This window comes from Psychrobacter nivimaris (assembly GCF_043419765.1).
Taxonomy (GTDB): Bacteria; Pseudomonadota; Gammaproteobacteria; order Pseudomonadales; family Moraxellaceae; genus Psychrobacter.
Map to the genome: position 1 here is coordinate 1 of NZ_JBHOFX010000004.1, position 17113 is coordinate 17113.

The 17113-nt window shown below is 42.7% G+C and carries 11 protein-coding genes and 1 tRNA gene; 11 read left to right on the forward strand and 1 reads right to left on the reverse strand.

Annotation, left to right across the window (positions count from 1 at the left end; all coding sequences use genetic code 11):
• From ACHEVO_RS09475 to ACHEVO_RS09525, 11 genes are all read left to right on the forward strand, one after another.
• The coding region (locus tag ACHEVO_RS09475; protein WP_449301519.1) for an EF-Tu C-terminal domain-related protein at positions 1–77 on the forward strand (77 nt) is incomplete at its 5' end.
• 329 nt (positions 78–406) lie between these two features.
• Positions 407–482, forward strand: a tRNA-Trp gene (locus ACHEVO_RS09480).
• Positions 483–533: 51 nt separating this feature from the next.
• Positions 534–1019, forward strand: coding sequence for a preprotein translocase subunit SecE (secE, locus tag ACHEVO_RS09485; protein WP_057761731.1), 486 nt, complete (start codon positions 534–536; stop codon positions 1017–1019).
• Positions 1020–1090: 71 nt separating this feature from the next.
• A complete protein-coding gene (nusG, locus tag ACHEVO_RS09490) occupies positions 1091–1621 on the forward strand; it encodes a transcription termination/antitermination protein NusG (RefSeq protein WP_057761729.1) in 531 nt (176 codons plus the stop codon).
• A 90-nt stretch (positions 1622–1711) separates the two neighbouring features.
• Positions 1712–2143, forward strand: coding sequence for a 50S ribosomal protein L11 (gene rplK / locus ACHEVO_RS09495; RefSeq protein ID WP_057761727.1), 432 nt, complete (start codon positions 1712–1714; stop codon positions 2141–2143).
• Positions 2143–2844: a 50S ribosomal protein L1 gene (rplA, locus tag ACHEVO_RS09500; RefSeq protein WP_057761725.1), complete on the forward strand. Its 702-nt coding sequence runs from the start codon at positions 2143–2145 to the stop codon at positions 2842–2844. Before rplK ends, rplA begins: the two co-directional genes overlap by 1 nt.
• A gap of 457 nt (positions 2845–3301) precedes the next feature.
• Positions 3302–3829: a 50S ribosomal protein L10 gene (gene rplJ, locus ACHEVO_RS09505; protein ID WP_057761724.1), complete on the forward strand. Its 528-nt coding sequence runs from the start codon at positions 3302–3304 to the stop codon at positions 3827–3829.
• Between the two features lie 120 nt (positions 3830–3949).
• On the forward strand, positions 3950–4321 hold the full coding sequence (rplL, locus tag ACHEVO_RS09510; RefSeq protein WP_057761722.1) for a 50S ribosomal protein L7/L12: 372 nt from the start codon (positions 3950–3952) through the stop codon (positions 4319–4321).
• A 764-nt stretch (positions 4322–5085) separates the two neighbouring features.
• Positions 5086–9204: a DNA-directed RNA polymerase subunit beta gene (gene rpoB / locus ACHEVO_RS09515; protein WP_394124749.1), complete on the forward strand. Its 4119-nt coding sequence runs from the start codon at positions 5086–5088 to the stop codon at positions 9202–9204.
• Between the two features lie 151 nt (positions 9205–9355).
• Positions 9356–13573: a DNA-directed RNA polymerase subunit beta' gene (gene rpoC / locus ACHEVO_RS09520; RefSeq protein ID WP_339343191.1), complete on the forward strand. Its 4218-nt coding sequence runs from the start codon at positions 9356–9358 to the stop codon at positions 13571–13573.
• 166 nt (positions 13574–13739) lie between these two features.
• On the forward strand, positions 13740–14264 hold the full coding sequence (locus tag ACHEVO_RS09525) for a DUF6586 family protein (protein ID WP_296208234.1): 525 nt from the start codon (positions 13740–13742) through the stop codon (positions 14262–14264).
• 158 nt (positions 14265–14422) lie between these two features.
• Here the strand turns inward: ACHEVO_RS09525 and ACHEVO_RS09530 are convergent, their stop codons facing one another.
• Entirely contained in the window at positions 14423–17059 is a 2637-nt protein-coding gene (locus ACHEVO_RS09530) for a penicillin-binding protein 1A (protein ID WP_394124750.1), read from the reverse strand.
• Positions 17060–17113 lie beyond the last annotated feature (54 nt).

Genomic DNA, 17113 nt, shown 5'->3' on the forward strand with positions numbered 1-17113 from the left:
ACAAAGGTCTTCGCTTCGCTATTCGTGAAGGCGGCCGTACTGTAGGCGCTGGTGTTGTTGCTAACGTATTGAACTAAGACTTAAGTCTCAGTAATGAGCTTATGAATTAGTCATAAAAAAGGCCATCCTATTTAGGGTGGCCTTTTTTTATTGGTGGAAGTAAATCATTACTAAAAATAGAATAAGAGCTTTAGCGAAATAATAACTCACGATATGTGAGATAGAGATAATTATTTGTTAGATAGCATATTGTAATCTACGGCATAGCTTGTTATATTATCGCTGCACTTAACGCTAGCAGCTGTTTTAGATTGCGGCAGTGCAAAATCAGGTAAAATTAATAATTTTGCCGTCAAGGGCTTGCATTCTATGCTAAATATTGTATAATGCTGTCCTTTACACCCATAGGCGATTGGCTCAATTGGTAGAGCATCGGTCTCCAAAACCGAGGGTTGTAGGTTCGAGTCCTACATCGCCTGCCATCTTCTTATCACATCTTTGTTGTACCCCACCACCTCCGAAGCGAGTTCTTTATGAGCAATGATCAAGATAACCTCGAGACTAAGTTATCTGATGCCAAGGCGGTTGCTGGTGGAATGCTGTCTAAAAACAAGCATGTTTCAGCTAGCGGTACTACTGCTGTTGAAGTGGCTAAGACTGGCTCAATAAAAGATTTGATTTTGTGGCTACTTGCCGCAGCTGTATTAATCGGTGCGACTCTAGTAAATCAATACTTACCGGGCTATTGGCAACCTGCCAACGACGTTTGGGTACGTATTGGTATTATTGTCGCACTTGTTGTATTTGCATTAGTCTGTTTGGCGCTAACGCATCAAGGCCGTGCTTTTAAAATATTGTTAAAAGACGCTGCCGTTGAGCTTCGCCGAGTGACATGGCCAGGTAAAGACGAAACCTTTCAGTACACATGGCAAGTGATTGTCGTGATTGCGATTGCCGGTTTCTTTATTTGGTTATTGGATAACTTTTTTAATTGGTTCGTTGGTATCTTTATCGGTTAATAGCACGTATTAGTGACTATTAGCGAGATATTTACTCATAACGACTTATTTATAATGATCAGGAGCGTGATATGCGTTGGTATATTGTCCAAGCGTTTTCAGGATATGAAAAACAAGTACAACGTTCATTAACTGATCGTATTAACCGTAGTGACTTTGCTGAGTCATTCGGTGATGTATTGGTTCCTACTGAAGAAGTCGTCGAAATGAAAGACGGCAAAAAACGTAAGAGTGAGCGCAAGTTCTTTCCTGGATATGTATTGATCCAAATGGAAATGAACGACAATACTTGGCACATCGTAAAAGACTGCCCTCGTATTATGGGCTTCATCGGTGGTACGCCTGAGATGCCTGCACCGATTACGCAAGTAGAAGCTGATCGCATTTTAAACCGTTTGAACCAGACTGAGACTGACCCACGTCCTAAGACTCTATTTGAGCCGGGCGAAGAGTTGTTGGTTATCGATGGTCCATTTACTGACTTTAAAGGGTTGGTAGAAAAAGTGGATTATGAGAAGTCTAAACTACATCTAACGGTAAACGTATTTAATCGACCTACACAGGTTGAGCTTGAATTTAGTAAAGTTGAAAAACTAGACTAAACGAGCAAAAAGTTCATCAACCGGGGAGCTGTTAGTCAATTAGGTATATACCATGTTGATTTGGCGCTATTACCCATTTAGGAGAGTATCATGGCTAAGAAGATTGATGGTTACATCAAACTGCAAGTGCCTGCAGGCAAAGCAAATCCTTCACCACCTATTGGTCCAGCTTTGGGTCAAAAAGGCGTGAACATCATGGCGTTCTGTAAAGAATTTAACGCTGCGACCTCAGGCCAAGAGCCAGGTCTACCGATCCCAACTGAGATCACAGTATACAGCGACAAATCTTTTACCTTCATCATGAAGTCACCACCAGCTGCATACTTACTACGTAAGGCTGCTGGTATTGCTAAAGGTTCAGGTACACCGAACACTGCTAAAGTTGGTAAAGTTGACCGTGCACAACTAGAAGACATCGTTAAGACTAAGAATGCAGATTTAACTGCAGCTGATCTTGACGCTGCTGTTCGTACCATCGCTGGTACTGCACGTTCAATGGGTATTACCGTGGAGGGTGTATAATGTCTAAGCTAACCAAACGTCAAAAAGAAATTCAAAGCCGTATTGATAACGAAAAACAGTACACTATTGAAGAAGCGGTTCAAATCCTAAACGATTTGCCAGCGCTAAAATTCAAAGAGTCTATCGATATCGCAGTAAACTTGGGCGTTGACCCACGTAAATCTGATCAAGTAGTTCGTGGTGCAACCAACCTGCCTGCTGGTACTGGTAAAACCAAACGCGTTGCTGTATTTGCTCAAGGCGCTGCTGCTGAAGCCGCTAAAGAAGCTGGTGCAGACATCGTTGGTTTTGAAGACCTAGCAGAGCAAATCAAAGCCGGTAACATGGACTTTGATGTTGTTATCGCAGCTCCAGATGCTATGCGTGTTGTTGGTCAGTTAGGTACTATCCTAGGCCCACGTGGTCTAATGCCTAACCCTAAAGTTGGTACAGTAACGCCAAACGTTGCTGAAGCTGTGACTAATGCGAAAGCTGGTCAGGCTCAGTACCGTGTTGATAAAGCTGGTATCATCCATGCAACTATCGGCCAAGTTGGTTTCACTGCTGATCAAATCGAGCAAAACGCGCAAGCGATTCTTTCTGATCTAAAGCGTGCTAAGCCTGCTACTTCTAAAGGTACTTTCATTAAGAAAATTACCTTGTCTAGCACGATGGGTCCAGGTCTAACGATCGACGCTGTTCCTTATCGTACTGCTAAATAATTAAAGTTTTTATCTTCAAATATTTTGAATGATAAACACAAACAGTTTTTAAAGAATTAGGTCAGCGTAGTATTTGCTACGCTGTCTAAGACCGTAGGTAGAGAGTAGTTTAGAGTCATAGTTAGCGATCTTCGGATAGTTGCTTATGACAATAAGTCACTTTTGTTAATCGACGACAGATGAAAATCTTAGTTGTCCTACGCAGACGGTGGCCCACACAGTTTAAGACACGAGCGAATAGGGCGATAAGATTATTTATAATCTTCAAACTATTACTCAACGTCATTCTGATAACGGTGCCGTAATCAGTCGTTACCAGTAGGTGCTTTTTTTATTAATTGAATCCGCTGGTAATGTGTCGTATCAAGTCAGTCTTAGCTTACAGTTTGAGCGCATAAAAACCTTGTTTTTGGCACTTTTATTATAAGTCGATTGATAAGATTAAAGGAGTCAACTTATGGCATTAACGCTAGAACAAAAACAACAAGTTGTGGCTGAAGTGTCTGAAGTTGCTGCTAATGCTTACTCAGCAGTAGCTGCCGAATATCACGGTATTGGTGTTGCACAGCTTACTAAGCTGCGCGAACAAGCTCGTGATAAAGGTGTCGTTTTAAAAGTGGTAAAAAATACACTAGCAAAACGCGCTTTTGAAGGCACTAAGTTTGAGAGCATGTCAGACCGTATGACTGGTCCACTACTTTTGGCTTTCTCTATGGAAGATTTGGGATCTGCTGCTCGAGTCGTTTTCGACTTCAGCAAAGATAACAAAGCTTTAGAGACCAAATTAGTATCAGTCGGTGGTGAAGTTTATGGTCCAGAAGAGCTAGAGCGCGTATCGAAGCTACCAACTCGCGACGAAGCAATCTCTATCTTGATGGCTACTATGAATGCACCAGTGACCAAGCTTGTCCAGACTATGAACGCTGTTCCTGGCAAGTTCGTTCGCACTGTAGCGGCAATCAAAGACGCAAAAGAAGCTGCTTAATTGCTTGTTTTAACGTAACTTTAACATCGCTAATTTTGGTTGCATTTTATTGTCATATTAGGCAAGCAATCAAGGCGATATTAGAATCAATTAATTTTTATCAGATAACGGAGAGTTCTCATGGCACTATCTAAAGATGACGTGTTAAATGCAATCGCTGAAATGTCAGTAATGGATATCGTTGAGTTAATCAGCGACATGGAAGAAAAATTCGGCGTAACAGCTGCTGTTGCTGCTGCACCTGCTGCTGCTGGTCCTGCTGCTGCTGCTGCTGAAGAAAAAGACGAGTTTGACGTAGTTCTTGCCAGCTTTGGCGAGAAGAAAGTTGGCGTAATTAAAGCCGTACGTGAAGCTACTGGTCTTGGCCTAAAAGAAGCGAAAGATTTGGTTGAAAGCGCTCCAGCTCCAATCAAAGAAGGCGCATCTAAAGCTGAAGCTGAAGAGTTGAAAAAGAAACTTGAAGAAGCTGGTGCAACTGTTGAACTAAAATAAGTTTAACACTGTACGAAAAAAAGCTGGTAATGCCTTGCATTGCCAGCTTTTTTTTACTATAATTCGTAGCTTGACCTTTTGTGTCTGCCAACATACGTATGCAACATCACGGTGGATACCCATCAAAAGGACAGACGATATACATGCAAGCACACATGCCAGTTTTTGAAATCAGTTAATATGAGCTAAACGTCTGTAGATGTTTGGCATTTTTTTGTGTCTGCATGCTTTCCTATCAACACTATAGTTTATACTGATTCTAAAAGTTATAGTTACCCCGATTATTAATCCTGAAAAAAGCGGTATTCTTAAAAAAGCTGTTGATCATAAGTTGCCTACTTGGTGTGGCATGACTGTCGATATTCAGTCTCATAGACAGTTTGTATGTGTAGGGAACATGGTTCGGTAATAAGTAGTCTAGATGGCAAGTGGTATGGATGCAATCTTAATAGACATTATTTCCTAGCAATGTATTTGTAAAGTAAGCCTGATAGGCAATGCGTTATAGATTATATAATATTGAATTTTTTGGTTGCAACAGTCATATAGACTGATTCACTTACCATGAATCTAGCAAGCAACGACGAGATTAAGTGAAGTGTGCTAGGTAAGCACTGAAGAGTAAAGTAGTAATTGACAGAAAAGACATGAACTGAACACGAAAACCCGTTTTATATTATCGTTTACGTCGTCACGTTTGCATCGTATTTATGCATGCTGACCACGCTTTTAATTTGTTTCCACGTTTACTGTAAGGACTCTCGATGGCATATTCTTATACTGAAAAAAAGCGTATTCGCAAAAGTTTTGCTGAATTGCCCACTGTAATGGACATTCCCTATTTACTGTCTATTCAAGTAGATTCTTACGAGCAATTTTTGCAAGAGCACAAAAAGCCGAAAGCTCGTGAGAATACTGGTTTGCAAGCTGCGTATTCCTCTATTTTCCCAATTGAGAGTCACTCTGGTAACGCAGAGCTACAATTTGTTGAGTACTATTTAGGCACGCCTGAATTTGATGAGCGTGAGTGTATCTTACGTGGTTCAACGTTTGCTGCGCCTATGCGTGTCAAAATCCGTTTGATCATCAAAGATAAAGACAGCAAAGACAAAGATAGCAAAGCTGCTATCAAAGATATCCGTGAGCAAAGCGTTTACATGGGCGAGATGCCTTTGATGACTGCTAACGGTACTTTCATTATCAATGGTACTGAGCGTGTTATCGTATCTCAGCTACATCGTTCACCTGGTGTGTTCTTTGACCATGATAAAGGTAAGTCGCATTCAAGTGGTAAAGTGCTTTATAACGCACGTATTATCCCTTACCGTGGTTCATGGTTAGACTTTGAATTTGATGCAAAAGATTTAGTATTTGCTCGTATTGATCGTCGCCGTAAGCTACTTGCATCAATTATTCTACGCGCACTTGGTCTAACAACTTCTGAAATCCTAGATTTATTCTTTGATAAAGTCGCTGTTTATAAAGCTGAAGAGACGTTTGAAATTGATCTAGTTGCTGATCGTCTACGTGGCGAGATGGCTCAGTTCGATATCGTATCACCTGAAGGTGACGTTATTGTAGAGCAGGGCAAACGCATTAACGCACGCCGTATCCGTCAGCTTGAAGAAGCAGGTATGACGAAAATTGCTGTGCCTGATGAGTATCTATACGAGCGTATCTTAGCAGAAGATATCGTCGTTAATGATGAAGTCATCGCTAAAGCAAACACGCCAATCGACCACGAGTTATTGGTTAAATTGAACTCATTTGAAGCCAGTGGTGCTATCAAAGAGTTCAGCATTCTATTCACGAACGATATCGACCAAGGTAGTTATATTGCCGATACGCTACGTGCTGATAGTACCTCAAGCCGTGAAGAAGCGTTGATCGAAATCTACAAAGTAATGCGTCCAGGTGAGCCACCAACGGTCGAAACTGCTGAGAAACTGTTTGAGAGCATGTTCTTTAACGCAGATCGTTATGACTTATCAAACGTCGGTCGTATGAAATTCAACCGTCGTCTTGGTTTAGAATTTGATAATACTGATGATCCTGATATCCAGCGCGAACGCAGTGTATTGACCAACGATGATATCGTTAATGTTCTAAAAGAACTTATCGAGATTCGTAATGGTCGTGGCGATGTCGATGATATTGACCATCTTGGTAACCGTCGTATTCGTTCAGTGGGCGAGATGGCAGAAAACCAATTCCGTGTTGGTCTAGTACGTGTTGAGCGTGCCGTAAAAGAGCGTTTAAGCTCAGCAGAGTCAGACAACTTGTCACCACAAGATTTGATTAACTCTAAGCCAGTAGCGGCTGCGGTTAAAGAATTCTTTGGTTCAAGTCAGTTGTCACAGTTTATGGATCAGAACAACCCGTTGTCTGAAGTTACCCATAAGCGCCGCGTATCAGCGTTAGGACCTGGTGGTCTAACTCGTGAACGTGCAGGCTTTGAAGTACGTGACGTACATGATACCCATTATGGCCGTGTATGTCCTATTGAGACTCCTGAAGGTCCAAACATTGGTCTGATCAACTCACTAGCGACTTTTGCTAAAACCAACAGCTTTGGTTTCTTAGAAACGCCATATCGCCGTGTGGTTGATGGTAAAGTGACTGACGTTATTGAGTATCTATCAGCAATCGAAGAAGTAGGCACTGTCATTGCACAGGCTGATTCTCCAATGACTGAAGATGGCGCGTTATCTGACGAGATGGTCAGTGTACGTAGCTATGGTGAATTTGTTCGTATGCCGCCAGAAAAAGTGACGCATATGGATGTATCGCCAAGCCAGGTAGTGTCGGTTGCAGCAGGTCTGATTCCGTTCCTAGAGCATGATGATGCTAACCGTGCCTTGATGGGCTCGAACATGCAGCGTCAGGCTGTTCCTACGCTACGTGCTGATAAGCCGTTAGTAGGTACTGGTATGGAGCGTCACGTTGCTCGTGACTCTGGTGTTTGTGTTATCGCTAAGCGTGGCGGTGTAATTGAAGATGTTGATGCATCACGTATCGTTGTTCGTGTAAACGAAGACGAGATGACTGCTGGTGAAGCGGGTATCGATATCTATAACTTGATCAAATACACGCGTTCTAACCAGAACACTTGTATCAACCAACGTATCATCGTTAACCAAGGTGACGAGATTGCTTTGGGTGATATCTTGGCTGATGGTCCATCAACGGATCTTGGTGAGCTAGCACTAGGCCAGAACATCCGCATCGCATTTATGCCGTGGAATGGTTACAACTTCGAAGATTCAATCTTGTTATCTGAAAAAGTAGTTAAAGAAGATCGTTTCACTACGATTCATATCCAAGAATTGACTTGTGTGGCTCGTGATACCAAGCTAGGTACAGAAGAGATTACTGCTGATATTCCAAACGTTGGTGAAGCAGCATTATCAAGTCTGGATGAAGCAGGTATCGTCTATATCGGTGCTGAAGTTGATGCTGGTGATATCCTAGTTGGTAAAGTGACGCCAAAAGGTGAAACACAACTAACGCCAGAAGAGAAACTACTACGGGCTATCTTTGGCGAAAAAGCGGCTGATGTGAAAGACACTTCACTACGTGTACCGACTTCAAGTAAAGGTACGGTTATTGATGTACAGGTATTCACCCGTGATGGCGTTGAAAAAGACGCACGCGCAAGAGCGATTGAAAAATCGCAGCTTGATAGCTATCGCAAAGATTTGAAAGAAGAGCTACGTATCTTTGAAGAAGCAGCACGTGGTCGTATTGGTAATCTATTAGATGGCCAAAAAGTCAGCGGCGGTGCTGGTCTAAAAGCTGGTACAGTTATGGCATTGGCTGATATGAAAGATATGAGCCTTGAGACGTTGCTTGATATCCAACCAGTAGAAGAAGAAATCTCTGAGCGTCTAACGCAAATCGCTGATTACTTAGTTGATAAGCAAAAAGACATCGATGTGAAGTTTGCTGAGAAAAAACGCAAATTGACTGCTGGTGATGACTTACAACATGGCGTACAGAAAATCGTTAAAGTATATCTAGCGGTTAAGCGTCGTATTCAGCCTGGTGATAAGATGGCTGGTCGTCATGGTAACAAAGGTGTGGTATCGCGCATCATGCCAGTTGAAGACATGCCTTATGATGAAAATGGTAATACCGTTGACATCGTATTGAACCCACTTGGTGTACCATCTCGTATGAACATCGGTCAGGTTCTAGAGACACATTTGGGTATGGCAGCGAAAGGTTTGGGCGAGAAGATTGACGGTATGCTCAAATCGCAAGCAGCAATCAAAGAGCTACGTGACTTCTTGGACAAAATCTATAACCAAGTAGGCGGTGAGCAAGTTGATCTTGATAGCTTGAGTGATGATGACATCATGGCGCTAGCAGACAACTTACGTGGCGGTGTACCGATGGGCACAGCAGTATTTGACGGCGCAAGAGAAAGCCAAGTTAAAGACTTGCTCGAGCTTGCTGGTATGGATCGCGATGGTCAGCAGACGTTATATGATGGTCGTACAGGTCAGAAGTTTGACCGTAAAGTAACCGTTGGTTACATGTACATGCTCAAGCTTAACCATTTGGTTGATGACAAAATGCATGCGCGTTCAACCGGTTCTTATTCTCTAGTAACGCAGCAGCCATTGGGTGGTAAAGCTCAGTTTGGTGGTCAGCGCTTCGGTGAGATGGAAGTGTGGGCACTAGAAGCATACGGCGCGACTTACACCTTGCAAGAAATGCTAACAGTGAAGTCGGATGACGTTGAAGGTCGTACTCGTATGTACAAAAACATCGTTGATGGTGAGCAGTATATGGATCCAGGCATGCCTGAGTCGTTTAACGTACTGACCAAAGAAATCAAATCACTGGGTATTAATATTGAGTTAAAACAAAGCAACTAGCCCGTTGTTTAACTTAGTTGTCCACTAAAGGCAGTCTGCTTTATTGCTGCTGCTTTTAGTGATTTGTCTCAACCCTATTCATTGCCTTCATTCATCTTATCTGCGTCAATGGTACGCTGTCAGATGATTATAAAGATAACGGAGAAGCAACTTGAAAGATTTACTCGATATCATGCAAAGCCCTACCGGCAACGGTAACCAAGAGTTTGATAGCATTCAAATTACTTTAGCCTCACCTGACGTTATTAAGTCATGGTCGCACGGCGAAGTAAAAAAGCCTGAAACCATCAACTATCGCACGTTCAAGCCTGAGCGTGATGGTCTTTTTTGTGCCAAAATTTTTGGCCCAGTAAAAGACTTCGAATGTTTATGTGGTAAGTATAAGCGCCGTAAGTTCCAAGGCGTTATCTGTGAAAAATGTGGTGTTGAAGTTACCACTGCTAAAGTTCGTCGTGATCGCATGGGTCATATCGACCTAGCCAGTCCAGTTGCGCATATTTGGTTCCTAAAATCATTACCAAGCCGTATCGGTTTATTGCTAGACATGACGCTACGTGATATCGAGCGCGTTCTATATTTTGAAAGCTACATCGTTACTGAGCCTGGTCTAACTAGCTTAGAAAAGTACCAGTTGCTTGATGATGAAGATTATTACAAAGCGCTTGAAGAGTTTGGTGATGAATTCACAGCCAAGATGGGTGCTGAAGCCGTTCAAGACCTATTAAAAGACATCGATATCGATCTTGAAATTGATGAACTACGTGAAGCGATTCCACAAACTGGTTCTGAGACTAAGCTTAAGAAGATGTCTAAGCGTCTCAAATTATTAGAAGCATTCCGTGATTCTAATAACAAGCCTGAGTGGATGGTAATGAACATCTTGCCAGTACTACCACCAGATTTGCGTCCTCTAGTACCGCTAGAAGGCGGCCGTTTTGCGACGTCAGATCTAAACGATCTATATCGCCGTGTGATCAACCGTAACAACCGTCTTAAGCGTCTGCTTGAGCTAAGCGCACCTGACATCATCGTGCGTAACGAAAAACGTATGTTGCAAGAGTCAGTAGATGCGTTGCTTGATAACGGTCGTCGCGGTCGTGCCATCACTGGTAGTAACAAGCGTCCATTGAAATCTTTGGCAGATATGATCAAAGGTAAGCAAGGTCGTTTCCGTCAGAACTTACTTGGTAAGCGTGTCGATTACTCTGGTCGTTCGGTTATCGTTGTAGGTCCAACACTACGTCTACATCAGTGTGGTCTACCTAAGAAAATGGCACTAGAATTATTCAAGCCATTTACTTATAACAAACTATTGTCTCATGGTTTAGCGACTACGATTAAAGCTGCCAAAAAGATGGTAGAGCGTGAAGAGCCACAAGTATGGGATATGCTGGCCATGGTTATCCGTGAGCATCCAGTACTTCTTAACCGTGCGCCAACACTTCACCGTTTGGGTCTACAGGCATTTGAGCCAGTATTGATCGAAGGTAAAGCCATCCAGTTGCATCCGCTTGTTTGTACTGCATTCAACGCCGATTTCGATGGTGACCAAATGGCCGTTCACGTGCCATTGACGCTAGAAGCACAGCTTGAATCACGTGCCTTGATGATGTCTACCAACAACATCTTGTCACCTGCGAACGGTGATCCGATCATCGTACCATCTCAGGATGTTGTGCTAGGTCTATATTACATCAGTCGCTCGTCTATCAATGCCAAAGGCGAGAGCATGATTTTTGCTACCGTTAATGAAGCATTGCGTGCGATTGGTTCAAACGATCTACATGTAAACGCCAAGATCAAAGTGCGTGTTACTGAGACGCAAATTGACGAAGACGGTAACGAGACTAAAGAAATCAGTATCAAAGATACGGTTGCTGGTCGTCTACTTATCTGGAACATCATGCCTAAAGGTATGACGTTTGATGAGTGTAACCAAGAGATGACGAAGAAAAACATCTCTCGTTTGATCAACTCTTGCTACCGTAAAGTTGGCGTAAAAGAAAGTGTTATGTTTGCTGACCAATTGATGTATCTTGGTTTTGCTCAAGCAACACTATCTGGCGTGTCTATCGGTATCGACGACATGGTCATTCCACCACTTAAGAAGCAAATCATCGAAGTGGCAGAAGGCGAAGTTCGCGAAATCGAAGATCAGTTCGAGCAAGGCTTTGTAACTGCTGGTGAGCGCTATAACAAAGTAGTTGATATCTGGTCACGTACCAATGACAAAGTCGCTAAAGCGATGATGGACAACTTGGCAACAGATAAAGTTATCAACGCAAAAGGTGAAGAAGACGAGCAGAAGTCATTCAACTCTATCTTTATCATGTCAGATTCTGGTGCTCGTGGTAGTGCGGCACAGATTCGTCAGTTGGCTGGTATGCGTGGTTTGATGGCGAAACCAGATGGCTCAATCATTGAGACGCCGATTAAAGCTAACTTCCGTGAAGGTTTGACGGTACTACAGTACTTCATCTCAACTCACGGTGCACGTAAAGGTCTAGCAGATACAGCACTGAAAACAGCTAACTCAGGTTACCTAACTCGTCGTCTAGTTGATGTGGCACAAGATTTGGTTATCACTAGCGATGATTGTGGTACTGAAGAAGGCCTACTCATGAAACCACATATTCAAGGTGGTGAAATCATTGAGAAGCTAGGTGAGCTAGTACTGGGTCGTGTGACTGCTCGTGACGTTACTTATAATGACGATGCTGATAAAGTATTGATTCCAGCTGGTACATTGATCGATGAGTACTGGGTTAACGTCCTTGATAACAACGCAATCGATGATATCTGGGTACGTTCAGTAATTACTTGTGATATCGAACATGGCGTATGTTCACAGTGTTATGGTCGTGACCTTGCACGTGGTCATAAAGTGAATATCGGCGAATCAGTCGGTGTTATGGCAGCTCAGTCTATTGGTGAGCCAGGTACTCAGTTAACCATGCGTACGTTCCACGTGGGCGGGGCCGCGAGCTCAGCCTCTGTAGACAACAGCATCTCTGTACGTAATGCTGGTCAAGCGCACTTTGAAAACATGAAAACAGTACAGCATACCGATGGTCACTTAGTCATTGTATCGCGTTCAGCTGAAATCGCATTGACCGATGAGCTTGGCCGTGAGCGTGAGCGCTATAAAGTACCGTACGGTTCAAGCGTACTTGTGAAAGACGAAGAGCAGGTTGAAGGCGGTCAAACTATCGCTAAATGGGATCCGCATACGCATCCAATCATCACAGAATTTGCTGGTACAGCACGCTTCAGTGACATCACTGACGGTATGACTGCAACAGTAAAAGTTGATGATGCGACTGGTATGAGCTCATTTGAGATTCTAGCTACTCGTGACCGTTCAAGTTCAGCAAAAGACTTACGTCCTGCGATTATCTTGAACACTGACGAAGGCAAAGAAGTGGTTTACTTCTTACCAGCTGAAACTATCATCCGCGTGAGCGATGGTGAAAAAGTAGCAGCAGGTTCGATTCTAGGCCGTGTACCACAAGCGTCTTCTGGTACAAAAGATATTACCGGTGGTCTACCACGTGTTGCTGACTTGTTCGAAGCACGTCGTCCAAAAGATCACGCCATTATGGCAGAAATGACTGGTGTGGTTAGCTTTGGTAAAGAGACTAAAGGTAAGAACCGCTTCATTATTACTAATGAAGATGGTGAAGTACATGAAGAGCTAATCCCGAAATGGCGTCAAATCAACGTCTTTGAAAACGAGACGGTAGCACGTGGTGAAGTGATCGCTGATGGTCCACAGAACCCACATGATATCTTACGTTTGAAAGGTCAGACTGCACTTGCTGATTATATCGTCAACGAAGTACAGGACGTTTATCGCTTGCAGGGTGTAAAAATCAACGACAAGCACATCGAAGTTATCATTCGTCAGATGTTGCGTAAAGTTGAAATCACTGACGGCGGCGATTCAAGTCACTTCAAAGGTGATCAGGTCGAGTATGCAGATATCAAAGCATTGAATGCTAAGCTAGAAGCGGAAGATAAATTCCCAGTACAGTTTGAGCGTCAATTACTAGGTATCACCAAAGCAAGTCTAGCAACTGAAAGCTTTATTTCAGCGGCTTCTTTCCAGGAAACAACCCGTGTACTAACTGCGGCTGCTGTGACTGGTAAAGTAGATGAGCTACGTGGTCTGAAAGAAAACGTGGTTGTTGGTCGCTTGATTCCTGCAGGTACTGGTCTTGCTTATCATAAAGCACGTAAAGAAAAAGCAGATCAGAAACTACAAGATAAAGATTTGAATGCAGCGTTTGATATGACTGCAAGCACTGATAGCAAAGACTTTGCAAGCTTCGACGAAGCATTTGCTCAAGAGTTAAATCAAGATAATTAATCGTATTAAGTATTTTGATTCATTCTTAATTTGATAAAAAAGCCAGCCTAAGTTGCTGGCTTTTTTGTGCGTATAAAAAACTGAGAAAGGCATGGTGCTATTATCTAAAAAAATAGTACACTGGAAATATGCTCTAATTCACTATTCACAAAAGGATAATTAGCAAATGGCAGGTAAAACTCGCGTCGCCAAATATCAAGCAGATCGGACCAATCAAAAGTTATATTTTTGTCGTTTATCTTGCCAATCTGCAGGAAGTACCAATGATAAGCAGTTATACCAAGCACACTGTGAGACTGCTATTTTTCACTTGCATGGTGCTTTGCTAGCATTTATTCAGGAGCTCGGTCATTTCTATAGCCTAAATATGACGGCGCCAACTTTGCTCGATATTGAGCAAGCACTGAGCGAGCGTACCCAAGTATCTCCTGAGATTCAGCGTTTGCAGCAATTACAGCAGCAAGGTTTTATTGCCAATATAGAACGTGCTTATCAGCGTTGTCTTTATGCAGTACCGCCAGATACTATCGTCGATGAAGCGCCAAGCAGCCATTTAGCGTCGCCAGACTTGATTGTCAATGTCGTCACTTTATCTAACCAATGGCTGCCTGATGAGACCACAATACGAGAATGGCGTAATCAGCTTTTAGAGTTGATTGAACAACTGCGTGCAGGTATGGTTGAATTCTAATAGGAAGTAAACTAGCAAATTTATTCTTGATAGCTATTTATTGAACAATTTGAAAGTATGATTAAGTAGGGTAGGCCATAGTCTAAAGCACATAAAAAAGGCTTATTCAGTCATTACTGAATAAGCCTTTTTTTATTGATTAAGAATTGTCTTGTTTGTTACTCTGGCATCGGTGGCATACTTTCAACGGGCGTCACTGTCAATGGATTTTCCGGTACGCTATCATCACTACGATTGTTGCTTGGTTTCGTTGATGGTGGAGTACGGGTATTTTCAGTAGGCTCTGGAGCCGAAGGCTTACGCTGCTGAGTTTGAGTCTTAACTGGCTTGGCTGATTTCTTGGCGTCATCATCAACTAGGATGCCATCATCAGTCATCTCTATGATACTTTGCTGTTGCTTTCTGGATTTTGAGCGGTTATTGATAGATACCCATTGGCTTGGCGTGTCTTTTAGCTGAGCTTTCATAAAGTCCATCCAGACTGGCAGCGCTGCCACACCACCATATTCACGGCGACCCATAGTCGCTGGTTGATCAAAGCCCATCCATACTACTGTCGCATTGGTAGGGTGAAAGCCTGCAAACCAAGCATCTTTAGCTTTATTGGTGGTACCAGTTTTTCCGCCAATATCATCACGGCCCAACGCTTTTGCTCTCCGCGCAGTCCCAAGCTGTACAACATCTTGTAATATATCTGCCATCTCAAAAGCCACTCTAGGTTGCAGTATACGCGGTGCTTGTTTGGCTCTTACATATTGTACGGCAGGTGCTTTCAGGCGGTCTGATTGTGGACCTGCGTTATATACCTTTAAATCAAGCTCTTTATCTGTTGTTTCGCTATCATCATTACTTTTCGATGATGAATTATCGGTAGTTATTTCATTAGTGCCATCATCAAGCGCTTCAATTGACTTCTCATACTCTTCAACTAAGCTGCTATTAACCTTTTCAAGTTTTTCGTTAAAGCATAGTGCACATGCTTGACGTGGATTTGCCTGAAACAACAGCTCGTTTTTATAATTGTAAATTTGTTCAATAAAGTAAGGTTGGACACGATGACCACCATTCGCGAAGGTTGAGTAAGCCGTGGCCATTTGTAATGGTGTGGCTTGTCCTGCTCCAAGTGCTAATGACAAGGTTGTTGGTAGCTTTTCTTTATCAAGACCGAATTCATCTAATAGGTTGCGCGTACTTGAGATACCGATAGCTTGTAACAAGCGAATAGATACGAGGTTACGGGATAAATATAAACCACGACGTAAAGTGATATCACCTAAGAAACGTTCATCAGAGTTTTTAGGTTTCCAGTCACCTACTTGGATAGCTTTATCAGACACTATGGTATCTGGGCGATAACCTTTCTCTAAAGCAGCGGTATAAACAAGTGGCTTAATGATAGAGCCAGGTTGACGCCATCCTTGCAAGGCACGGTTGAATTTACTGTGGTTAAAATCAAAGCCACCAACCAATGCATTTACAGCACCAGTCTCTGGATTCAACGAGACCAAACTGCCTTGAATTTTAGGTATTTGACCTAATTGCCAGTTGCCATTTGAAGTAGGTATCACACGAACGATATCATTTTTCTTAACAACTTGACTGGCATTGCTAGGGTAATAACCAATACGGTCAGCAGAAATATATTTACGTGCCCATTTCATACCAGACCAATTAACGGTCACTTCTTCACCAGATTGTAGAACCGCATTAAAACTACGAGAATTGACTTTAGTCACCTTGGCAGGAGACATATTGCTGTAGCGTCGGAAGTTTTCGAGAGGCTCATCGTTTGCTTCAGCCCCGCGCCAACCATGGCGATGCTCGTAGGCAATTAATCCTGTTACTACTGCTGCTTCTGCATCTGTTTGTGCTTTACTATCTACTGTGAGACGTACGCGCCATCCACCGTGCATAACTTGATCGCCATAACGTTCGACTAAAGCAGCGCGTGTCATTTCTGCTAAATAAGGCATATTTACATCGAGCTTTTCTTTATATAGGTTGATACCTATAGGAGAGTTGACCGCTTCATCGTACTGAGCTTTGGTAATATAGCCAAGCTCATGCATGCGTCCAATAATCCAGTTACGGCGAGTCAATGCGCGGCTAGGATTGGCAACAGGGTTATACTTAGAAGGGGCTTTTGGTAGACCTGCTAACATCGCCATTTCAGCAATAGTTAGATTGTCTAATGACTTACTATAATATTTTTTGGCTGCAGCGCGGATGCCATAGGCGCCTTCACCTAGATAGATCTTATTGACATATAGTGTCAAGATGTCATTTTTGCTCAGTTCGTCTTCGATCTTCCGCGCCAAAAACAACTCTGTTAGTTTGCGGTTTAAAGTACGTTCTGGACTTAAAAAATAGTTTTTAGCGACCTGCATCGTAATGGTAGAGCCACCGGTTTGACCATCGTCATCAGTGACTGCTTCGGTGACAGCGCGACCAAGACCTTTAATACTAATTCCGCTATGCTGAAAGAAAGAAGCATCTTCGGCTGCTAAAAAGGCATGAGTTAAATCTTCAGGAATCTCATCAAAACTAACTGGTAACGATAAACGATTGCCATATTGGCCGATTAATTTATCATCACTACTATAAATCTGTAATGGCATTTCTAGTTTGGCTGTTTTAATTTCTTGCGTACTAGGTAGGGTTGGTGACAAATACATTGCCATCCCATAGAAACCAATAGGTACAGCAAGTGCTAGAACAACTGCCAATGCTAGGCAAGCGATAAAAAGTCCCACTAAAAAACGAATGAGACGAGCAGTAGCATTTTTCTTGGCCATAATAAGACTTATTAGTTAGAATTTGTAGCAGACAATATTATTATACCTTGAACA